Below are 22,326 nucleotides of genomic sequence, written 5' to 3'. Positions count from 1 at the left end.
AGTATGTCACGCCGAATCCTTAAACGTTATTTATCACGACCGGAGCAATTAAAAAAAACTAGATATTTTAAATACTTAGAAAAGTGGATTTTTGCTCCTAATTTATGGCACTTCAATCGTCGTACAACAGCTAGAGCTATAGGAATAGGTTTATTTATTGCGTTCATCCCTATTCCAGCCCATATGTTATTGGCTGTACTTGCTGCTATATGGACACGAGCTAATCTACCCATGTGTATCTCAGCGGTTTGGTTCAATAATCCATTGACTATGGTACCCATTTATTTTTTTAACTATAAAGTAGGTGCTTGGCTACTTGGGAGTCCAATGAGTACCGTTGGATTCCAAGTTACATGGCAATGGTTAAGAATAGAGTTATTAGCTGTTTGGCAGCCATTTTTACTGGGTTCTGTGATAATGGGGACACTAGCCGGTTTTTTTGGTGCTATTTTAACTTATCTTTTATGGTGTTTAGATGTGTATCAGAGTTGGAGATCACGCAAGCGTAAAAGAGCAGTCATTTAAGGGATTAAGCCCTGTATTAATCCACCATCTACTAAAGTTAAGACTCGATCCATCTGAATAGCAATATGAGAATCGTGAGTTACTACCACAAGGGCAATATTTAAATCCCGATTAAGCTCTAACATAAGCTTGAAAACTTCTTCAGCATTTTCCCGATCTAGGTTTCCTGTAGGTTCATCGGCAAGGATGCAATGAGGATTAGTTACTAATGCCCTTGCAACTGCTGCTCTCTGTCGTTCTCCCCCAGAGAGTTTACTCGGCTTAAAATTAAGCCGAGCACCTAATCCAACTCGTTTTAATAGCTGAGTAGCTTTTTTCTGAGCATCGGTAATTTTTTCCCCTGCAATAAGTAAAGGTAGTGCTACATTTTCTAGAGCGGTAAATTCAGGTAATAAGTGATGTAATTGATAAACAAACCCTAGAGAGCGATTGCGTAATCTTGCTCGCTTAGTTGCACTTAGTTTTGAAATATTTTGCCCTGCAACCCAAATTTCTCCTTCAGTAGGTTGATCTAGTCCTCCTAGTAAATGAAGTAGGGTACTTTTCCCAGAACCAGAAGCACCTACAATGGCAATCCGTTCACCATAGGCGATAGATAAATTAATTTCCTTTAATACCTCTACAATTAATGCACCGTCAACATAACTACGGGTTAGGTGATGGCAGCTTAAAACATGTTCTTCTGAAGGAGGATTAGGCATAACGTAAGGCATCTGCAGGTTGTACTCGAGTAGCTCGCCAAGCAGGATAGATAGTTGCTAAAGTACAGAGAATAAAGGATGAGCTACATATAGTGTATACATCAGACCAGCTCAATTTAGATGGTAATTCACTAATATAATAGACTTCCGGAGATAAAAATTGCACCTCAAATAAGGATTCAATATAAGGAACAATTGTCTCTACATTCAAAGCGAGGACAACACCTCCGATTGTTCCTAGTAAAGTACCGATAAACCCAATCACAATTCCTTGTATCATAAAAATACGCATGATACTTCCTGATGAAACACCTAGGGTTTGTAAAATAGCAATATCAGCTTGTTTATCTGTAACTACCATAATTAGAGTGGAAATAATGTTAAATGCTGCGACAGCTACAATTAGGAATAAAATGACAAACATGACTGTCTTTTCAGTTTTTAACGCTCGAAAAAAATTTGCATGCTGATAAGCCCAATCGGAAATCCAATAGTTACCAGATAAGGATTTTTGTAGTTCCTGTGCCATGTAAGGTGCAGAAAATAAGTCATTGAGTTTTAATCTTAACCCACTGACTTTGCCAGGAATACGAAAAAGAGTAGCCGCATCTGCTATATTCATAATAGCTAGAGCACTATCATATTCGTACATACCTACTTGAAAAATTCCACCTACAGTCACCTGCTTAATTCTAGGAATAATCCCTACTGGGGTGGTGGTTGCCTGAGGTGTGACTAAAATTAGTTTATCATGAAGAAAAACTCCTAAATTATGAGCTAAATCTGCTCCTAAAATAATTTTATAGCTCCCCGGCTGAAGTTTGTCTATGCTGCCAATCTTTATTTTGCTATGAATATCATCGGCTTGAGCTTCTCGACTCAAATCAATACCTCGAATTAAAGTTCCTTGTACCTTATTACTGTGGCTAAGCATGGCTTGACCTTCTACAAAAGGAGCAATGCCTACTACTCTAGAATCCGTTTTCATTTCGTCTTCTAATTTTTTCCAATCCTTAAGAGTACCATCAGGTCCTGTGATAGTAATGTGAGCAACCATATCGAGCATACGGCTGCGTAATTCTTCTTCAAAACCATTCATTACCGAAAGTACTACAATTAATGCAGCAACTCCTAGTGCAACTCCTAGTACGGAAGTCAAGGAAATGAAAGAAATAAAGTTATTATGTTTTTCAGCCCGAGTATAACGCAGACCTATATAGCAAGATAGAGGTTTAAACATGACTATTTATATCAAGAGGCTACTTATTTTTATTTTGGATAGATAGTTTTAGCACCTTCAGGGGTACCTAGAATAAGTACATTAGCTGGCTTCATCGCAAAAAGACCATTAGTCACCACGCCAGTGATATTATTGAGTTGGGCTTCTAACTTAGCTGACTCCATAATTTCAAGCCCATGAATATCAAGTATTTGATTACCATTATCTGTAATAAAATTTTCCCGATAAACAGGTTCTCCACCCATTTTAACAATCTCTCTGGCTACATAACTACGTGCCATTGGGATGACTTCTACGGGTAGAGGAAATTTGCCGAGTATATCTACTAATTTTGATTGATCTGCGATACAAACAAATTTTTTACTTACAGCAGTAATAATTTTCTCTCGAGTAAGTGCACCCCCACCTCCTTTAATGAGCTGTAAATAATGATTAGACTCATCTGCTCCATCTATATAAACAGGGAGATCACTGACCGTATTTAAATCATATACAGGGATATTAAGTGCTTTTAATCGTGCTGTAGAAGATTCAGAGCTAGAAACAGCACCTTCAATTTTACCTTTTATTGTGCCTAAGAAATTAATAAAATGATTAATAGTAGATCCGGTGCCCACACCAACGACAGCACCCGACTCCACATATTCAAGGGCTGCTTTAGCAGCTGTTTTTTTCATTTCATCTGGATTCATTAATACTGCTCCTTAAAACTAAATATTAGCTATAGATTATAGGTGAATAGGCAAATTACTCATAATATCTAAATTATATGTTACATAACTATGTAGAGCAGATTTTAAAAGCGCGCATTTATGATCTTGTAAGGGAAACTCCTTTAGATCCCATGCTTCGTCTTTCTCAGCGATTTAAAAATAATATTCTATTAAAGCGAGAAGATCTCCAATCCGTATTTTCATTTAAGCTGAGAGGTGCTCATAATAAACTGATTCATCTTCCAGAATCAGCAAGACAAAAAGGAGTCATTGCAGCATCTGCGGGTAATCATGCTCAAGGAGTAGCCCTATCTGCACGAAAACTAGGTATTCAAGCCCAAATTGTCATGCCTACCACCACCCCTTCAATAAAAACTCAGGCGGTACAAGCTTTAGGTGCTAGAACTATCTTAGTAGGGGATACTTACGATGAAGCTTATACTCATGCCCGCAATTTAGCTGAAATTGAAAACCAAACCTTTATTCATCCCTACGATGATCCTGACGTGATTGCCGGTCAAGGAACCATTGCTATGGAGATTTTACGCCAATATCCTAAATTGCTGCACGCTTTATTTGTTCCTGTAGGCGGAGGAGGATTAATTGCTGGAATAACTGCCTATGTTAAAGCTATTTTTCCAGAAACTAAAATCATTGGAGTAGAGCCTGAAGATACTCCTACTCTTTATCAAGCATTAAAAGCAAAAAAAAGGGTGATACTGGATCAAGTGGGAATCTTTGCCGATGGGGTAGCCGTACGGCAAATTGGTGCCGAGCCTTTTCGTATTCTTCAAAACACAGTGGATGAAGTAATTTTAGTTGATAGTGATGCTATTTGTGCTGCAATTATGGATATTTTTGAAGATACTCGATCTATTGCAGAACCTGCTGGAGCACTTGCTGTTGCTGGGTTAAAGTACTATATAGAGCGAGAGAATATTTCAAATCAACACCTAGCTGCTATTAATAGTGGTGCCAATATTAATTTTGATCGCTTAAGGTATGTGGCAGAACGAGCTGAGCTAGGTGAAAAGCGAGAAGCTTTATTTTGCGTTACTATTCCTGAGGAGAAGGGCAGTTTTCTTAAATTTTGTAGTACTATTGGCGATCGAAGTATTACAGAATTTAGCTACCGCTATACACCAAATACCAAGAATGCCTATATATTTGTAGGTATCAAAACGAGCAATAATGTTCAAGTTAAAAACCAAATAACCCTAGCCCTTCAATCACAGGGTTATATGGTGATGGATATGACGGGAAATGAAATTGCAAAGCTCCACATTCGCTATATGATAGGAGGTAAAGTAGCTATTTTAGAAGACGAACTACTCTACCAGTTTGAATTTCCAGAACGTCCAAAAGCACTATTAGATTTTCTTATTAACATGGGAAGTCGATGGAATATCAGCCTATTTCATTATCGGAACCAAGGAGACATTTATGGCTACGTTTTAGTAGGAATCCAAGTACCAAAAACAGAGCGAGAAAATTTTCAGCAATTTTTAGATAACCTAAAGTATGCTTATCAGAATGAAAGTAATAATCCAGCATATCAGCTCTTTTTAGGTACATCACTCACTTTTAAATAAAATAGAGTAATTATTTTTTTACAACGGTTTATCCATGGACGATCACTATCAGCCTAAAAAAATAGAATCAGAAGCCCAATCCTATTGGGAACAACATCAAAGTTTTCAAGCGACTGAAGATTCGGATCGAGAAAAATTTTACTGCCTCTCTATGTTCCCTTATCCAAGCGGACGGCTCCACATGGGCCATGTACGTAACTATACCATCGGGGATGTGATTACTCGTTATCAACGGATGAATGGTAGAAATGTACTTCAACCCATGGGGTGGGATGCTTTTGGATTACCTGCAGAAAATGCAGCTATTAAAAATCAAGTACCCCCAAGCCAATGGACCTATCAAAATATTGACTATATGCGAGGGCAACTCAAACAGTTAGGGTTTGGCTATGATTGGTCCAGAGAATTAGCTACTTGCCACCCAGAATACTATCGTTGGGAGCAATGGTTATTTATTAAACTTTTTGAGAAGGGATTAGTTTATAAAAAAACGGCTGCAGTTAACTGGGATCCTGTGGATCAAACCGTATTAGCCAATGAACAAGTCATTGATGGTCGAGGCTGGCGATCAGGGGCGTTAGTAGAACGTCGAGAAATTCCCCAGTGGTTTCTTAAAATTACTGCGTATAGCGAAGAACTACTCAATGGGCTAGATAATCTTACCGGTTGGCCAGATCAAGTGCGTACCATGCAGCGTAACTGGATCGGTCGTTCTGAAGGAGTTGAGATTCGGTTTCAGGTGGAAGGAAGTGAATCGCTTTCAGTATTTACTACTCGCCCAGATACCTTAATGGGAGTTACGTTTGTTTCAATTGCTGCAGAGCACCCTCTAGCTAAATTAGCAGGAGAAAAACAACCAGAAGTTAAGCAATTCATTGAGCAATGTCTGCAAACAGCGACCTCAGAGGCAGCACTTGAAACCTTAGAAAAAAAAGGAATAGATACGGGCTATAGGGGTATTCACCCTATTACTGGTGAGTTGGTACCTATTTGGATTGGAAACTTTGTACTTATGGGATATGGGACCGGTGCAGTGATGGCAGTACCTGCCCATGACCAAAGAGATTATGAATTTGCAAAAACTTATGGACTCTCTATAAAACAGGTCATTGCTCCCAATCAAGATAATCAAGTCTGTGACTTATCCCAGCAAGCATTTACTGAAAAAGGAGTATTAATTAATTCAGATAAATTTACTGGGCTCAATTTTGATCAAGCATTTAATGCTATTGCAGAATACTTAGAAGGATCAGGAAAAGGCAAACGAGTAATCAATTACCGCTTACGAGATTGGGGAGTTTCTCGCCAACGCTATTGGGGTACGCCTATTCCCATGATTAATTGCCAAAACTGTGGATCAGTGCCGGTTCCAGAGAAAGACTTACCTGTTGTGCTTCCTGAAAATGCTCAAGTAGATGGAGTGAAATCTCCTTTAAAACAGATGTCAACGTTTTATCAAACTACTTGCCCTCACTGCCACCAACCAGCGGAACGGGAAACAGATACCTTTGATACTTTCTTTGAATCTTCTTGGTATTACACCCGTTACTGTTGCCCAGATAATAACTCTGCCATGGTGGATCAAAGAGGAAATTATTGGCTTCCTGTAGATCAATATATTGGCGGAATTGAACATGCAGTACTGCACCTTTTATATGCACGATTTTTCTTTAAACTCATGAGGGATTTAGGCTTAGCAAAAGGCAATGAGCCCTTTACTCAGTTACTTACCCAAGGTATGGTGCTTAAAGATGGGGTAAAGATGTCCAAATCTAAAGGCAATACGGTAGATCCCCAATCCCTGATTGATACCTATGGGGCAGATACTGCCCGTTTATTTATTATGTTTACTGCTCCTCCTGAGCAATCTTTAGAATGGTCAGATAGTGGTGTGGAGGGTGCTTATCGATTTCTTAATCGCCTTTGGCGTATGGTAGCTAGCCATCTCACTCAAAATAAAAGCATGATTTCAGATTTTGATAAACAGTTACTTACGGCAGAACAAAAAGAAATCCGCACTAAAGTCCATGAAACCATTGCTAAAGTAACTGATGATATTGGTCGACGTTATACTTTTAACACTGCTATTGCGACTGTGATGGAATTAATGAATGCTTTAGGAAAATATGAAGATACTTCTTCTCAACGCCAGGGTATTTACCAAGAAGCGTTAGAGTCTATCGTATTACTACTCTCACCCATTGTGCCTCATATTTGTCATAAACTGTGGCAAAAATTAGGTCACTCAGAATCTATTGTGAATGCTTCTTGGCCCAAACCTGATCCAGCAGCACTGATTAAAGAAGAAATCGAGCTAATTATTCAAATTAATGGAAAGCGCCGTGGGCAAATAACTGTGCCTGTTAATGCAACTGAGGAAATCATCAAAGCTGAAACTCTAAATGAAGCAAATGTACAGCGATTTATTCAAGACAAACAAATAATAAAAACTATTATTGTGCCTCATCGCCTTGTCAATCTAGTAATTCGATAATTTTTACTATGAAAAAATGGCTTGTTTATCTTATTTTTCCACTACTAATGAGTTGCGGCTTTCGTCAGCATGGCAGGGCTAATTTTCCTCCCGTGCTTAAGAAAACTTACTTACAAGGGGTGCTTCCCTACAGTCATGTTGGATCACAGCTGCAACGAAGCCTTGAAGAAAATGGGGTAGAGGTCATTACTGATCCTAAAAAAATTAAAGATGCGACCGCTATTTTAAATATAGGTTCTAATCACTTAGAGCGTGAAGTACTCTCTGTGGGTGGGGGAACAGCTAAGGTGCAGGAATACACTCTAAAATATGTATTAGTCTTTAATCTCCTTGATGCAAATGGAGATGTATTATTACCATTACAGGAAATTGATCTCTCTAGACAATACCGATTTGATCCTCTTAATCCACTCTCAGCAGGGGATCAAGAGGTTTTACTTCAAGAAACTATGGAAGAAGATGCAATACAGCAAATTATTTGGCGTATGGAATCTTTATCTACCCCCTCTAATAAAAAGTGAAGATAAAGTTAGGACAATTAACTACTCATCTTAAAAAAGGGTTAGTACCTATATATTTCGTATTAGGTGAAGAACTTTTATTAATAGAAGAAGCAGCAACAACAATCCGTGATTACGGGAAAATTAAGGGGTTTAGTGAGCGTACTATTACATATATCGAGCATAATAGCGATTGGAATCAATTGTCTCAAACACTAGAGAGTTTTTCCTTATTTACCACTCATCGACTTATTGAATTGCGAATCTCAGGAACAAGTATTAACCAACAGGGAGTTAAACTACTACAAACTTATAGTAAAAATACCCATCCTGATATTTTGTTACTAATTATAGGTCAGAATCTGGGAAATACCATTCAAAAAAATAAATGGTTTTTAGAATTTGAGCGATTAAGTACTATCGTTCAAATCCCTAAAATTGATGCCCATTTACTACCTCAATGGATTGAACAAAGAATGAATGCTAAAGGATTGTATCCCACCTCTGAGGCGGTGCAAATGCTTTCATTTCTTTTTGAAGGAAATTTACTTGCTTGTGCTCAGGAAATTGAGCGATTAGTACTACTTTATCCAAAAGGAAGAATTGATACTCAAGAGATAGAGAAGGTAGTAACAAATTGTGCTCGTTACCATGCTTTCCGCTTAATACACGGTACGCTTGCAGGAAAAATAGGTGAAATTAATCCAATATTAGAAGGATTACGAGCCGAAGGGATAGATATTCTCGTTATTTTAGGTGCTTTTGCTTGGGAATTACGGCGGTTAGCTAGAATAAGTCAAGCAATTAACTATCAAGGAATTTCTTTAGAGCAAGCCCTTGAGGCTGAGAAAGTATGGGTACAGCAAAAATTACTCGTGAAACAAGCGTTAAATCGCCATTCCCTTCACAGCTGGCTGATGTTTTTACAGCAATTAAGTAGAATTGATCTAATGGTAAAAGGAGCAGTGTTAGGTAATATATGGGATGAATTACTGCAACTATGTTTAGCGATCGCAGGTACCCAATTATTTCCTTATCAAAATCAGAGTTTAATTTTTCCTGGAGCACCTCATAAAGCTATAAATTAGGTTACAGTAAAGTTTTGTATGAATATAAAGAATTACATAGAAGATTTAGCTCATAAGGCACAACAATCATCCAGAATATTAGCTAAAAGTAGCACCCATGAAAGGAATAATGCACTAAAAATAGCAGCAAATATTCTTGAGCAGGAAGAACAAATGCTGGTTAATGCTAACTTAAAAGATTTGCTAGAAAGTCAAGCTAAGGGATTAGCTGAAACGGCTTTAGATCGGCTAGAGCTGACTAAATCAAGAATTAGAGCTATGGCTGAGGGATTACGGCAGATAGTAACACTGCCTGATCCTATCGGGGTAATTAGCAATCTTAATTTTCAGCCTTCAGGAATTCAAGTGGGACAAATGCGTGTTCCTCTTGGCGTTATCGGTATTGTTTATGAATCACGCCCAAATGTAACTGCGGATGCTGCAGGTCTATGTATTAAATCTGGTAATGGGGTAATTCTTCGTGGGGGATCGGAGGCAACTCACTCTAATCAAGCCATCACTCACTGTATTCATTTAGGCCTTGAACAAGCTAGATTGCCTAAAGAAGCGGTACAAATGATTGAAGTTACGGATCGGGCTTCAGTAGGAGAGTTAATTACCCAAGAAAAGTATGTGGATGTAATTATTCCTCGAGGTGGAAAAGGTCTAATTGAGCGAATTAGCCGAGAATCTAAACTACCAGTAATTAAGCATTTAGATGGTATTTGCCATGTGTATCTTGATAATCAAATAGATTTTGAGAAAGCCATTGCTATTGCTATTAATGCGAAATGCCAACGCTATGGGGTATGCAATGCTATGGAAACGCTACTCATTGCTCGAGATGTTGCAGAAAATATTCTTCCTAGGTTAGCAAAACATTATCAAGAACATAATGTAGAGTTACGAGGCTGCATAGAAACTAAAAAAATATTGTCAACTATTAAATTAGCTACAGAAGAAGATTGGTATGAGGAGTATTTAGCCCCTATTTTAGCAATTAAAATTGTAACAGGATTAGATGAAGCTATTTGGCACATTAACCATTATGGATCTCATCATACGGATGCTATTGTGACTGAAAACTTTACTCGAGCAAGACAATTTTTAACTGAAGTAGATTCTAGCTCAGTAATGATCAACGCTTCTACTCGTTTTGCTGATGGTTTTGAGTACGGATTAGGAGCTGAAATTGGTATTTCTACAGATAAACTCCATGCCCGAGGTCCAGTAGGACTTGAAGGGTTAACTTCCCAAAAATGGATTGTGTTAGGGAACGGTCATATTAGACAGTAGGATTTTATGTCTCTAAAAAATAGAGATCTAAGGACTCCTATTGGTATTTTTGGCGGTACTTTTGATCCAATTCATTTCGGTCATCTTAGGATTGCCTTAGAGTTATTAGAACAAACGCCTCTAGCAGAAATTCGCTTTATTCTCTGTCCTTACCCACCACATCGGCAAATACCTATAGTTAGCCCAGAAACACGGTTAGCTATGTTGAAATTAGCAACAATCACAGAGAGTAGATTTATTATAGATTCCCGTGAATTTAATCGGTCTGCTCCTTCCTATACGTTTGATACTTTAATCTCTTTAAGAGAAGAGATTGGGGAAAAAACGCCTTTATGCCTTATTTTAGGTACTGATGCATTTCAAGGATTATCAAAGTGGTACCAATGGAAAGAGTTAATTAACTTAACTCATTTTATTGTAGTAAAGCGTCCCAAAGAAAATCTTTATTTAGAAAGTGAGTTAAAATGTCTTGTAGCAGGAAAAACAATTAATGATCCACTTTGGCTTATGGAAAAACCCATAGGATATATTTTATTTACCGAATTGACTCAGTTGGATATATCAGCTAGCCAAATTCGGAATTTAATAAAAAAAGGGAAAAACCCCCGTTACTTACTACCAAACTCGGTTTGGGAATATATTCAACAAAGAAAATTATACTCTTCATAAGAAGAGTAAGTAGGGAGAAAAAGTGCAAATTAACTATCTTAAAGAGATCGTCATTGCTGCCTTAGAAGAGATAAAAGGTCAAAATATTAAAATTTTAGATGTAACAAATCTAACAGACATTGCTGACTATATGATCATTTCTAGTGGTACTTCTCATCGGCAAGTAAGGGCTTTAGCAAATGAAATTGTTGAAAAATGTAAAGCTGCAGGGTGTCCGCCTATTAGTGTTGAGGGAGAACAACATGGGGAATGGGTATTAGTAGATATAGGAGCGATCATTACTCATATTATGCTCCCCGAAGTACGAAATTTTTATTGCTTAGAAAAACTTTGGGATAATTCCTTGCTTGTTGAAATAGAGAACATTAGCTAATAATGCATATTCATATTTTGGCTATAGGTCAGCGGATGCCGCAATGGATATCTGAAGGATATAACTACTATGCTAAACGATTATCTAATCAGTTTATTTCTCTTCATTTGATTGAAATTCCTACGGCAAAGCGAACTAAAAATAGTAATACTACTAAATGGCAACGGGAAGAATCTGAGAGATTGTTAGCAGCAACTCCTATAAATAGTATAGTTATCGCTTGTGATATGCGTGGTATTGCTTGGTCTACAGAAGAAGTAGCAAGCTATATTCAGAAATGGATTAATGAGAGGCAGGACATTGCTATTTTTATTGGTGGACCTGATGGATTAGCACCCCTCTGTTTAAGCCATGCAGATTATCAGTGGTCTCTATCCCCTTTAACATTACCCCACGGTTTAGTTCGTATTGTATTAGCTGAGCAAATTTATCGAGTGTCAACTTTACTCAGTGGTCACCCTTACCATAGGGGGTAATTATTATGAGCGAGGAAATTTTAGTCAATGTAACTCCTAATGAAACCCGTGTTGCAGTAGTAGAAAACGGCATCGCTCAAGAATTATATATTGAGCGGGGTAATCGCCGTGGTTGGGTAGGTAATATCTATAAAGGTAAAGTACATAGAATCCTTCCCGGAATGCAGGCCGCATTCATAGATATAGGTTTAGAAAGAGCGGCTTTTCTCCATGCTTCAGACATTAAAATTCCTACTGGTCAGCTAGGTAATTTAGAGAGTGGAACAGGAAGTATAGAAACACCACCAATTGCTTCTATGCTCTCAGAAGGGCAAGAAATTTTGGTGCAAGTCATTAAAGATCCTATAGGGAGTAAAGGAGCAAGACTCACTACTCAAATCTCTATTGCTTCTCGCTACTTAGTATATATCCCAGAAATGTCGGGGATTGGCGTATCTTTAAAAATAGATAATGAGGAAGAGCGTCAACGACTTAAAAATATATTACTTAGTTTTAGTGATAAGCAAATTGAAGGTGGGTATATTATCCGAACTGTAGCGGAAACCGCTAGTGAAGCAGCTATTTATGCTGATGTGAAATTTCTCCATAAGATTTGGAATCTTATAGAGGAAAAATCTAAAGTGACACAGGCAGGTCATGTGGTTCATGAAGATCTCCCTTTAGTGATGAGAACCATGCGGGATTTAGTTCATGAAAGAATTGAGCGAGTACGGGTTGACTCAAGGGAGACTTACTTCAAAATTACTGATTTTGCTGAGCGATTTATTCCTAATTTTTTAGCCACTATTGAATACTATCAAGGAGAGCGACCTATCTTTGATTTATATAATATTGAGGATGAGATCCAAAAATCCTTAAGCCGCAAAGTACAGCTTAAGTCTGGAGGCTATTTAATTATTGATCAAACAGAGGCCATGACTACTATTGATGTGAATACAGGGGCATTTGTAGGTCATCGTAATCTGGAAGAAACTATTTTTAAAACTAATTTAGAGGCCACTCAAGCTATTTGCCGTCAGCTTAGGCTACGTAATCTTGGTGGAATCATTATTGTAGATTTTATTGATATGAAAGAAGAAGAGCACAAACAGCAGGTATTGCGTGCTTTAGGAAAGGGACTAGAAAAGGATCATGTAAAAACTCATGTTAGTGAAGTTTCCTCCTTAGGATTAGTGGAAATGACAAGAAAGCGTACTCGGGAAAGCTTAGAGCAAACCTTATGTGAATCTTGCCCTACTTGTAATGGACGAGGCACAGTAAAAACTGTTGAAACTATATGTTATGAAATCTTTCGTGAAGTACTTAGGGAATTTAGGCAATTTGAAGCAAGCCAATATTTAGTCATTGCCGCTCAAGAGATTGTAGATCGTCTTATGGATGAAGAATCAGCAAATGTAGCTGAATTAGAGGCCTTTATTGGAAAACCTATAAAATTTCATCCAGAATTGCTCTACATACGAGAGCAGTTTGATGTAGTGATGATTTAACTTAAAGGTTTTATTATTTACATAATTTATTAAGTTTATATTTCTAGTGTTTACAGTTTGTTCTGTCAGAATCTTAAAGTCATTACGCTCAAAGAACGAACAATTTTGCAGTTTTGCTCATATTGGAAGTTAAATATAATTGTTCTAGTTGTTTTGCTTCAACCTCAATATTAATAAGTAATTTGCTTACAACGCCCTGTCGTTGATAATCTTTATGAATATACAAGAGATCAATATAATTTCTATGATCAAGAGCTGAAAAACCAACAATTTTATTTGCATGTTGAATAACTAAAATAAATTGTTTCTCTAAGATTTGGGTCCAACACTACCTGTTTTTGACACTAAATACCCACGCTTTAATTTGTTATTTATTGCAATCTTTACTATAGATTGTTGTTATAGTTTCTAGACATAGCTTTCTTAATTCAATCAAATCGCTTTATTATCCTTTTCTTATTATAAAGAAGCTACATATTTCTAGTAAGTTAATATCTTTTTTAGTATTTTAGGATAATAAAAAATTTGTTGGCTTTGTTAATGCTTCTATAAGAAAAGATTATGTAAATGGTGGTAATCATAGTCCTATTGTTTATTTGGAGGGCATGATTATTAGGTTTAGCTAGTTTATTGCTAAGTGAGGTAGAAAAATGGAGAAAATTAAATAGTTGTTTAGAGTTAGCCTCAGATACGTCTATATCTATCAATAATAAGATATCGCAAAATATGCACCGTAAAACGGGTGTTGATGCTACAGAAACAGTTATGTTTTTTAAAAAACTTTAGTTAGCTTTACCTCGATTTTCAATATTAATCTTCATCTATCAGAAGTTTATATTCTTTTTAATATGACAAAGGGTTCCAAATTGAAGTACGAGTTTTATAATTTACTAAAGAGGGTCATCTTTTCTTGGTTCCTAGAAAATAAAATATTTAAAATATATATTCTGTAAAATACAAAAGTACAAGTAAAAATTTCTCAATACATAGATATTTTTAGCTATACTAGCGATGCCATAAGAAGTGCCGTTTTAATTTTTCTAAAACTTAGGTTTTTTTGGCTAAATCAATCTGAAATAGGAGTATACATGTGAAAAAAGTTGCAGCTATTCAAATGGCGTCTGGATCAAATGTAGCTGCTAATCTATTAGAAGCAGAGCGCTTAATTACTCAAGCAGCTGCAGAGAAAGCAAATTTAATTGTACTTCCAGAAAATTTTGCTTTAATTGACAAAGAAGATCATGCTTTATTAAACATTGCTGAGTCCTATAGTTCAGGGCCTCTTCAAAAATTTTTATCTCAGCAAGCAGCTAAGCATAAATTGTGGATTGTAGGCGGAACTATTCCGTTAAAGTCTAATAATCCTAAAAAAATTAGAGCTGCCTCTTTGCTATTTAATGATGAAGGTCAATGTATCGCTCGGTATGATAAGTTGCATTTATTTGATGTCTCTCTTCCTAGCGGGAATGAAAAATACTGTGAATCTTCTGCAATAGAATCTGGGGAAAAGACAGTAGTAGTAGATACACCTATTGGTCGATTAGGGCTTGCTGTTTGCTATGATCTTAGATTCCCAGAGCTTTTTCGTTGCCTGATTGATGAAGGTATGGAGGTTTTAGTATTACCCTCAGCGTTTACTGCAATTACAGGTAAAGCACATTGGGAGTCCCTATTAAGAGCAAGAGCAATAGAAAATTTATGTTATGTAATTGCTGCAGGTCAAGGAGGATTTCATACTAGCGGAAGAACGACCCATGGAGATAGTATGATCGTCGATCCATGGGGTACTATCCTAACACGTCTTCCTAGAGGTTCTGGTGTGATCACTGCAGAATTAGATCCCGAACGATTAAATAGTACTCGTCGTAATTTTCCAACGATTAACCACCGACGAATTGATTGTAAATTAGCACCTAAATACCCTACTTAATCAACAGTAGTATTTATTCCTTTTATGGATAAAAAATATAAAGCAGTTGCTCTCATTTCAGGAGGGCTTGATTCAATGCTGGCAGTGAAAGTGATTCAAGCCCAAGGTATTCATGTGGAAGGAATAAATTTTTTCACTGGCTTTTGTGTGGAGGGTCACACTCATGCTATTCGTAATAAGGACAAAAATAGGGCCAAACGTAATAATGCCCTATGGGTTGCAGAGCAGCTTGGGATTAAACTACATATTATTGATGTAATTGAAGAGTATAAAGGCGTAGTTTTAAATCCGAAGCATGGCTATGGAGCACATCTTAATCCTTGCTTAGACTGTAAAAGCTTTATGGTGGCTAAAGCATTAAAGTGGATGAAGGAGCATGGATTTGATTTTATTATTACAGGTGAAGTTATAGGGCAACGTCCAAAATCACAAAAAGCCTATGCTATGCCTATTGTAGCTAGGGAATCTGGTGCCCACGATTTATTATTACGCCCTTTATGTGCTAAAAATTTACCTCCTACTTTACCTGAGCAGCAAGGATGGGTAAATCGGGATCAGCTCCATGATTTTAGTGGCCGATCTCGTAAACCACAAATAACACTAGCTGAATCTTTCGAATTTGAGGGCTATGCACAACCTGCTGGAGGATGCTGCTTTCTTACAGACTCAAGCTATTCATCTAAGTTAAGTGATTTATGGAAAGCGCGACAAGCTAGGGATTATGAATTAGACGATATTATGCTACTTAAGGTAGGTCGTCATTTACGTCCTAGGTCACACTTTAAGCTTATTATCGCCCGAGATGAAGGAGAGAGTAATTATTTAGAAGGGTATACAAGAGAATATATTCATATACGTACTACTAACCATAAAGGTCCTTTGGTTTTAGTGGATGGAGAATTAAGAGCAGAGGATTTTACTCTGGCTAGTCAGGTAGTTGCTCGCTTTAGCCAAGGAAGGGATACCTCTAATGTAGAGGTTGAAATTACTCATCCTAATGGGGAAATACAAACACTATCAGTTGTCCCTATAACCAGCGAAGCAATACCTAAAGCATGGTATATATAGCAAAAAAATTTAATGAGCACTTATTTATTAGATGCACGTAATTTATTATGCCCTTTGCCCGTCATTAGAACTCAGCAGAAAATAGCCAGCCTTACTCCAAAAGATCTCTTAGAAGTAATTTGTACTGATCCGGGGGTACGCCATGATATTCCTGCATGGTGCCGAATCAATGGTCACTATGTACATAATATTATAGAAAAAGATAATGAAATAAGAGTATATATAGAGGTAGGTAATAATACATAAAAACAATATTTGTTCATAATACTAAACTATTTTTTAACTACTTAGAGCTCTAGAATCTGGAGGAAAAATTTGATGTCTATTCAGGACGTACTAAGAATCGTAAAAGAGGAGGAGATAAAATTTATTGATTTTCGCTTTACAGATACTAGAGGAAAGGAACAGCACCTTTCTATACCTGCCTATCGGCTTGATGAGGAAGTGTTCCAGGATGGAAAAATGTTTGATGGCTCGTCAATTGCAGGTTGGCGATCTATTCACGATTCAGACATGATTTTGATGCCTGACTCGACAGGAGCAATGATTGATCCTTTTATGGAAGATAAAACCCTAATTCTACGTTGCGATATTATGGAGCCTGCTACACTACAAGGGTATGATCGGGATCCTAGATCCATTGCAAAGCGGGCTGAAATATATCTTAAATCCACTGGAATTGCTGATATAGCTTATTTTGGCCCTGAACCTGAATTTTTTATATTAGACGATGTACGTTGGGGTTCTGGAATATCTGGATCGTTTTACAAGATTGATGCCCAAGAATCCCATTGGAACTCTGAGCGAGTATATGAAAAAGGCAATATAGGTCATCGCCCTTCAGTCAAGGGAGGGTATTTCCCTGTACCTCCTGTGGATTCTTTACAAGATCTCCGCTCTACTATGTGTCTTATTCTAGAGCAGCTAGGGTTACCTGTGGAAGTACATCACCATGAATCAGCCACAGCAGGACAATGCGAGATTGGTACCCAATTTAATACCTTAGTACGTAGAGCAGATGAATTACAAGTACTTAAGTATGTAGTGCTCAATGTAGCCCATACTTTTGGGAAAACAGCAACTTTTATGCCAAAACCTTTAGTTGGAGATAACGGTAGTGGTATGCATGTTCATCAATCCTTAGAAAAGGATGGGAAAAATCTTTTCTCTGGTAGTAAATACGGTGGCCTTTCAGATACTGCGCTTTATTATATAGGGGGAATCATTAAGCACGCTAAAGCACTTAACGCCTTTACTAACCCTTCTACTAACTCTTATAAACGGCTTATACCTGGCTTTGAAGCACCGGTATTATTAGCTTATTCTGCTCGAAACCGATCTGCATCTATTCGAGTGCCCCATGTCACTAACCCTAAAGCTAGACGTATTGAAGTAAGATTCCCTGATCCGACTGCTAACCCTTATCTCGCCTTTTCTGCTATGTTGATGGCGGGATTAGACGGTATTCAGAATCAAATTCATCCTGGCGATCCTATGGATAAAAATTTATATAATTTACCTCCGGAAGAAACAAAAAATATTCCAACAGTATGCTTATCTTTAGAGCAAGCTTTAAAATCTTTAGATAAAGACAGAGAGTTTCTAAAAGGAGGAGGAGTATTTACTGATAATGTCATTGACGCTTTTATTGCACTTAAAATGGAAGATGTGACTCGTCTTCGAATGACTACTCATCCTATTGAATTTGATATGTATTACAGTCTTTAGTATAAGAAAGAATAAATATAAGTAATTATGCTGCCTAGAGTTATATTGTTATTATAAAAAATATTTTTATTACTCTTCTTACCAATAAAAATGAAATGGTCCATTTATTTCTATATTCTATTTTTTTCATACCACTTGCTATCCAAGGCAAAGTTTATGAATATACTGACTCCGATGGCACCGTTGAGTATTCTGATCAGCTAAGAAGTGGCGGGAAAGAAGTGAAAATAATACCACTGCGGACTTATACACCTCCTGTTCGAGAATCCTCTTACTCAGAAGAGTTGAAAGATGAATCTCAATCTCCAGAAGAGAGGAAAGAAATAACTTATCAAATAGGTATTTTAGCCCCACCAGATGGCGCAAGCATCCAGAATGATGGTGGTCAAATGGAAATAGTATTACAAATTGCCCCTAAGCTTGAAGCAGATGAACAATATATATTTCGAATCATAATGGATAACGAAATCGTTGGCATGGGTAAAGCAGATAACATGGTTAGATATATTCTGACTAATATTAACCGTGGTGCCCATATGCTTCAAGCACAGCTATTTAACCCTTCGCAGAAGTTAATTGCTCAATCACAAATTATCACTGTTTACATTCACCGCATGTCTATATTATTTCACAGCCAAGGCGATGGGGTACAACGAGCACCCATGGTGCCAATGGCACCTAGTATGCCAGGTCCCGCTCATCCTTAGTGAATACAATATGCTTAAGTATGATAAGTGTTTTTAAGTAAAAATCCGTATCTAGATGGGGACTTATACCCTTCAGGTTTAGTAAACCATCCAATAAAATTGATCAGAAAAAATAGCAGAACCATAGCAATAAGAATTTTAGGTACTAAATTATTCATAATTTATCTTCACCCTGTTAAATAATTAAATATTACTCATAGATTGACACTTATCACAGTAGTAACTTGCTCTTTGATGAGTACGCTCATAGACAATAGTACTACTACATACTAAACAAGGTTGATCCTTGCGTCCATACACCTTAAGTTGTTGAGTAAAATAGCCGGGACTACCATCAATAGCATGAAAATCCTTTAAGGAAGTGCCGCCTGCTTTAATCGCATTAGATAATACTATTTTGCTATTTTTAGCGAGTTTTTCATAGCTAGATAAAGAGACTTTCCAAGCAGGCATCCGGGGATGTATACCTGTTTGAAATAGAATTTCATTAGCATAAATATTCCCAATGCCGACTACTATCTTATTATTCATTAAGAAATTCTTAACTATGATCTGTCTAGTTCTTGATTTTTGAAATAGGTAAGAGCCATTAAATTTAGAAGTTAGAGGTTCTATACCTAAATTCTTTAATAAAGGATGGCATAGTGGATCTTCTGTAGTCCATAGCATGGTACCAAATCGTCTAGGATCCCGGTAACGTAAGCAATAATTACTACTTAAAATAATGTCAATATGATCGTGTTTTTCAGGCGGCTTATTAGCGGATAAAACTCGCAGTGTACCGGACATACCTAAATGGAGAATAATAGTACCTTTAGTGCAAACTAATAGAAGGTACTTACCTCTTCTTTGAACCGCAAAAACAACCTGATCTATTAACCCTGTAGATAAAAATAAAGGAACTGGCCAACGAAGATTAGGTTGGCGGATAATAACAGATATTATTTTCTGATTGACTAAATATAGCTCTATACCCTGTCGTACCGTTTCAACTTCAGGTAACTCTGGCATCTATATTTTCATTACTGCTTAGTTACTCTATTTTTTAATCTCCTTGATTGTCATCTGTTAGCCCTGGTGATACTTGTTCTTCTTGCGTAAGTTGGAATAAATTTTTCCAAGCAAGTGCTGGAAGATTATACTGAACTCCAAAGTCTGGGCGTGCTAATATTAATTGAGGTAGATCAGAGAGTAATTCAAAGCGGATAGGAGCAGTACCTTCCCCTTGAATTACCTCAATAGTAGCAAGCACTGCTTTATTACCCCTAAGATCTACTTGCCGAGTAGTTTGATCTTGCCATGCCTGTACTAACTTTACGATGGATCCAGTAGAAAATCTGTGATCAGTAGTACCTTCAGCTGTCCAATGTCCCTTTTCTTGTTTTAAAATAATTGTATGTTTTACGTCTACATTTGGGTTACCGCCACTGGTTGTGACTAAGGGAAGATGTATTTCAGTAATTTCCTTATTTCCAGGCAATAGGGCAGGATCAACAAATTTAGCTGAATTTCCACTAATGGACGGAAAGACAATATCATCAACTAAATGTACCGTATCTTTTAACAATACATATCGACGATGGTTTATGGGCTCAGTAGAGCCAAAACCAAATTTTGTATTATTAAGGTATAAATTAATTTCAGGTAAGTTTAGTTTTAACTCACCTAAGTTTATATTTTCTACCGAATAATGACTATAACTTGGGGTTTTTAATATATCTAATAGGGTTTCTACCTTCACGATATTTGCAGGAGCTTGAATAGGTGCAACAATCTCCCATTTCCCTTTTTCTTTTTTCTTAAACTGAATCTGGTTTTGAGATTGAGTATGAATAATTTTAATTGTGTCAATTTTATCTGCATTAGTAGAGGTTAGTGGAGAAGTTTCTACCTTATCCTCACTTTTATCTGGTCCATAAAAGAATATAAGTGCCAAAATAATAACAGCTGCAGATAAACCAAGATTAAGTAATATACGAGTATTCATAATGTTTATAAATGCTACTTAATACTGACGACGACGCCACCAAATAAGTAATCCAGATATTAATAACATAACAGGCAGTATAAATAGGAACCCTAGCCCCATAAGCCATGAAGTCATAGGAGATATCTCAAGGGTACTATCTACTCGTGTCCTTGCAGGAACAGAGATTAATTTATCCTCATGGGCAAGCCAATTTACTAAATTTAGTGCTAGATCTAAGTTCGATCCATTACCAAGATAAGCATTGGAGATAAAATCTCCATCACCAATAACAGCTATTCTCTGCTGTCCATTTCTTATAACCTCTTGATCGCTCTCTTTAGTTCCAGAACTATCTAACTCATCCTGATTTTCTTCTATATCATCTTCTTCAGTAATTTGTTCCAAATTTTCAGAATCATTTTGAGTCACTGTAGCTTCTATAGACTCTTGCATTTCTTCATTTGAAGTAGCATTTGCAATCTCTTGACTATCCTCTTGAATCGAAGTAGTTTCACCCACAGTATCGTCTTTAAGAGAAGACTCCGTAGATTCCAATTCTTGATCAGCTTCAGAAGCTTTTTCATCCTCCACTATTTTACCTTCAGGAATAGGAGAGGCTTTTTCAAATTTAAGTGCTGGTGTACTAGTTTCTACCTCTTCTTTCTCCTCTTTAATAGAATCTGTCTTGGACTCAGAAGATTCCAATTCACGGGTTAATACATATCCGATGGTTAAAGGACCTAATATATCCTTACCTTCATCATACTGTACTTTTCTATCAAGTCTTGAAGTTTCTACCCAAGCCTGTGGTAAGGTTGTTAATATAGGCTGTTGCTGCCATGTATTACTTTTTAATGTTTCTAAAGCAGCTGCTTGAGGAAATATACTTACTGAAGAAAGCTCTTCAGTTATAGGGTGGTTATCATATTTGCTTATTAAGGCAAGTGCAGCACTACCAAATAGAAGTTGAGCATTTGGATCAATAACTGTACCTGAAAGCATTTTAATATCTAAGCTCTTAGCCAAGGAGTCTAGTCCGTGTGGAGACCCAGGCTCTACAAGCCATAGTAAATGCCCACCAGTTTTAACATAGTTTTTAATTAAATTAGCTTCTCCAGGAAGAAAATTAGTTTGTGGACTTGCAATAACGATAATCTGATTAGGATTATTAGGAATTTTAGGATCAACAGATAAGTTTAAAGTTTGAATATGAAACCCTTTTGATTCTAGCTGCTGGCTAAAATTCCCCAGTGCAAACTTAGCACTTCCATTGGGATCTCGTTCTCCATGACCCTCAATAAAGATCATTTCTACTTCTTCATTGCTACGTGCTACCTTATTTAGGGCGTTAGTCAAGCTTTTTTCAGTAAGATCCTCTACTTTTTCTTGTCGATTGTTTTTTTCAACCACTAATTCATTTTCAAATCTAACCCCTAGCTCACGTACTTTTTCTGGGGAAAGCTCGGGATTAACATATTCTAGTTTTAGATCTGGTTTATACCGTTGGTAACGATTAACTAATTTTGTAATTTCCTGCTTAACCCCTGGTTTTTGAGCAAAGCTTAGAATAGTAATTGGTCCTTCAATTTGCTTTAAAAGCTTTTGGCTTGACTCAGTCAAAGAATTACGACCGCTAGCAGTCCAGTCAGCTTCATAATTATAACGAGCACTTAATGCTGCAATAAAGCCAATAATTGCTAGAAACAAAAGAATAAAAGAATGATTTTGTAACTTAATATGCCTATGGGTTTTTTGAGTGACACGCATATGCTTTTAGTATGAATTTTTTAC

The 22,326-nt window shown here is 36.9% G+C and carries 22 protein-coding genes; 15 read left to right on the top strand and 7 right to left on the bottom strand.

All coding sequences use genetic code 11. The features are described from left to right. The first annotated feature begins 3 nt into the window (after nt 1-3). Nucleotides 4-525 (top strand): DUF2062 domain-containing protein, encoded by a 522-nt coding sequence (locus tag NSCAC_RS07460; RefSeq protein WP_197744186.1) that lies wholly within the window; start codon nt 4-6, stop codon nt 523-525. Here the strand turns inward: NSCAC_RS07460 and lolD are convergent. Genes lolD through rpiA form a run of 3 tightly spaced genes read right to left on the bottom strand, consistent with a single transcriptional unit; the run spans nt 522 to nt 3,158 of the window. Further along, entirely contained in the window at nt 522-1,226 is a 705-nt protein-coding gene (gene lolD, locus NSCAC_RS07455; RefSeq protein WP_197744185.1) for a lipoprotein-releasing ABC transporter ATP-binding protein LolD, read from the bottom strand. The genes NSCAC_RS07460 and lolD overlap by 4 nt on opposite strands. Next, on the bottom strand, nt 1,219-2,466 hold the full coding sequence (locus NSCAC_RS07450) for a lipoprotein-releasing ABC transporter permease subunit (RefSeq protein WP_197744184.1): 1,248 nt from the start codon (nt 2,464-2,466) through the stop codon (nt 1,219-1,221). Before NSCAC_RS07450 ends, lolD begins: the two co-directional genes overlap by 8 nt. Before the next feature lie 29 nt (nt 2,467-2,495). Next, nucleotides 2,496-3,158 carry a ribose-5-phosphate isomerase RpiA gene (gene rpiA, locus NSCAC_RS07445; protein ID WP_197744183.1) on the bottom strand — a complete coding sequence of 221 codons (663 nt, stop codon included), beginning with the start codon at nt 3,156-3,158 and terminating at the stop codon, nt 2,496-2,498. A gap of 77 nt (nt 3,159-3,235) precedes the next feature. On the opposite strand from rpiA, the gene ilvA reads away from it, so the two are divergent. From ilvA to rng, 9 genes are read left to right on the top strand one after another with little or no spacing between them, the layout of a single operon-like run. Further along, a complete protein-coding gene (gene ilvA / locus NSCAC_RS07440) occupies nt 3,236-4,771 on the top strand; it encodes a threonine ammonia-lyase, biosynthetic (protein WP_197744182.1) in 1,536 nt (511 codons plus the stop codon). A gap of 34 nt (nt 4,772-4,805) precedes the next feature. Continuing rightward, a complete protein-coding gene (leuS, locus tag NSCAC_RS07435) occupies nt 4,806-7,265 on the top strand; it encodes a leucine--tRNA ligase (protein WP_197744181.1) in 2,460 nt (819 codons plus the stop codon). 8 nt (nt 7,266-7,273) lie between these two features. After that, nucleotides 7,274-7,786, top strand: a complete 513-nt coding sequence (locus NSCAC_RS07430; RefSeq protein WP_197744180.1) for an LPS-assembly lipoprotein LptE — start codon at nt 7,274-7,276, stop codon at nt 7,784-7,786. After that, nucleotides 7,783-8,853, top strand: coding sequence for a DNA polymerase III subunit delta (gene holA / locus NSCAC_RS07425; protein ID WP_197744179.1), 1,071 nt, complete (start codon nt 7,783-7,785; stop codon nt 8,851-8,853). Before NSCAC_RS07430 ends, holA begins: the two co-directional genes overlap by 4 nt. An 18-nt stretch (nt 8,854-8,871) precedes the next feature. Then, complete coding sequence (locus NSCAC_RS07420) at nt 8,872-10,128, top strand: glutamate-5-semialdehyde dehydrogenase (RefSeq protein WP_197744178.1); 1,257 nt, start codon at nt 8,872-8,874, stop codon at nt 10,126-10,128. Between the two features lie 6 nt (nt 10,129-10,134). Continuing rightward, complete coding sequence (gene nadD / locus NSCAC_RS07415; RefSeq protein ID WP_197744177.1) at nt 10,135-10,797, top strand: nicotinate-nucleotide adenylyltransferase; 663 nt, start codon at nt 10,135-10,137, stop codon at nt 10,795-10,797. 22 nt (nt 10,798-10,819) lie between these two features. Further along, nucleotides 10,820-11,170 carry a ribosome silencing factor gene (gene rsfS / locus NSCAC_RS07410; protein WP_197744176.1) on the top strand — a complete coding sequence of 117 codons (351 nt, stop codon included), beginning with the start codon at nt 10,820-10,822 and terminating at the stop codon, nt 11,168-11,170. 2 nt (nt 11,171-11,172) lie between these two features. After that, nucleotides 11,173-11,646 (top strand): 23S rRNA (pseudouridine(1915)-N(3))-methyltransferase RlmH, encoded by a 474-nt coding sequence (gene rlmH / locus NSCAC_RS07405; protein WP_197744175.1) that lies wholly within the window; start codon nt 11,173-11,175, stop codon nt 11,644-11,646. A 5-nt stretch (nt 11,647-11,651) separates the two neighbouring features. Beyond that, the gene (gene rng, locus NSCAC_RS07400) at nt 11,652-13,133 is read left to right on the top strand and encodes a ribonuclease G (protein WP_197744174.1); all 1,482 of its coding nucleotides are present in this window, start codon (nt 11,652-11,654) and stop codon (nt 13,131-13,133) included. A gap of 88 nt (nt 13,134-13,221) precedes the next feature. Here rng and NSCAC_RS08960 read toward each other — a convergent pair whose 3' ends face one another. Further along, nucleotides 13,222-13,431, bottom strand: a complete 210-nt coding sequence (locus NSCAC_RS08960) for a GNAT family N-acetyltransferase (protein WP_456298421.1) — start codon at nt 13,429-13,431, stop codon at nt 13,222-13,224. A gap of 792 nt (nt 13,432-14,223) precedes the next feature. Between NSCAC_RS08960 and NSCAC_RS07390 the strand changes: the two genes are divergently transcribed. The 5 genes from NSCAC_RS07390 to NSCAC_RS07370 all read left to right on the top strand — a co-directional run bounded on the left by NSCAC_RS07390 (nt 14,224) and on the right by NSCAC_RS07370 (nt 18,566). Next, a complete protein-coding gene (locus NSCAC_RS07390) occupies nt 14,224-15,063 on the top strand; it encodes a carbon-nitrogen hydrolase family protein (RefSeq protein WP_197744173.1) in 840 nt (279 codons plus the stop codon). A gap of 24 nt (nt 15,064-15,087) precedes the next feature. After that, entirely contained in the window at nt 15,088-16,131 is a 1,044-nt protein-coding gene (locus NSCAC_RS07385) for a tRNA (5-methylaminomethyl-2-thiouridylate)-methyltransferase (protein WP_197744172.1), read from the top strand. 12 nt (nt 16,132-16,143) lie between these two features. After that, nucleotides 16,144-16,377 carry a sulfurtransferase TusA family protein gene (locus tag NSCAC_RS07380; protein ID WP_197744171.1) on the top strand — a complete coding sequence of 78 codons (234 nt, stop codon included), beginning with the start codon at nt 16,144-16,146 and terminating at the stop codon, nt 16,375-16,377. 72 nt (nt 16,378-16,449) lie between these two features. Then, nucleotides 16,450-17,859 (top strand): glutamate--ammonia ligase, encoded by a 1,410-nt coding sequence (glnA, locus tag NSCAC_RS07375; RefSeq protein ID WP_197745351.1) that lies wholly within the window; start codon nt 16,450-16,452, stop codon nt 17,857-17,859. A 95-nt stretch (nt 17,860-17,954) separates the two neighbouring features. Continuing rightward, a complete protein-coding gene (locus NSCAC_RS07370; RefSeq protein ID WP_197744170.1) occupies nt 17,955-18,566 on the top strand; it encodes a DUF4124 domain-containing protein in 612 nt (203 codons plus the stop codon). A 183-nt stretch (nt 18,567-18,749) separates the two neighbouring features. On the opposite strand, the gene mutM is transcribed toward NSCAC_RS07370, so the two are convergent. The 3 genes from mutM to NSCAC_RS07355 are packed head-to-tail and all read right to left on the bottom strand — an operon-like array spanning nt 18,750 to nt 22,302. After that, the gene (gene mutM, locus NSCAC_RS07365; protein ID WP_197744169.1) at nt 18,750-19,577 is read right to left on the bottom strand and encodes a bifunctional DNA-formamidopyrimidine glycosylase/DNA-(apurinic or apyrimidinic site) lyase; all 828 of its coding nucleotides are present in this window, start codon (nt 19,575-19,577) and stop codon (nt 18,750-18,752) included. 34 nt (nt 19,578-19,611) lie between these two features. Beyond that, nucleotides 19,612-20,553: a DUF4340 domain-containing protein gene (locus NSCAC_RS07360; protein WP_197744168.1), complete on the bottom strand. Its 942-nt coding sequence runs from the start codon at nt 20,551-20,553 to the stop codon at nt 19,612-19,614. 18 nt (nt 20,554-20,571) lie between these two features. Further along, nucleotides 20,572-22,302 (bottom strand): GldG family protein, encoded by a 1,731-nt coding sequence (locus NSCAC_RS07355; RefSeq protein WP_197744167.1) that lies wholly within the window; start codon nt 22,300-22,302, stop codon nt 20,572-20,574. Nucleotides 22,303-22,326: the final 24 nt, after the last annotated feature.

Origin of the sequence: Candidatus Nitrosacidococcus tergens (assembly GCF_902810445.1) — a bacterium.
Taxonomy (GTDB): Bacteria; Pseudomonadota; Gammaproteobacteria; order Nitrosococcales; family Nitrosococcaceae; genus Nitrosacidococcus; species Nitrosacidococcus tergens.
The sequence above is the reverse complement of the archived record's forward strand: the minus strand, read 5'-3'. Positions and strand labels throughout refer to the sequence as shown.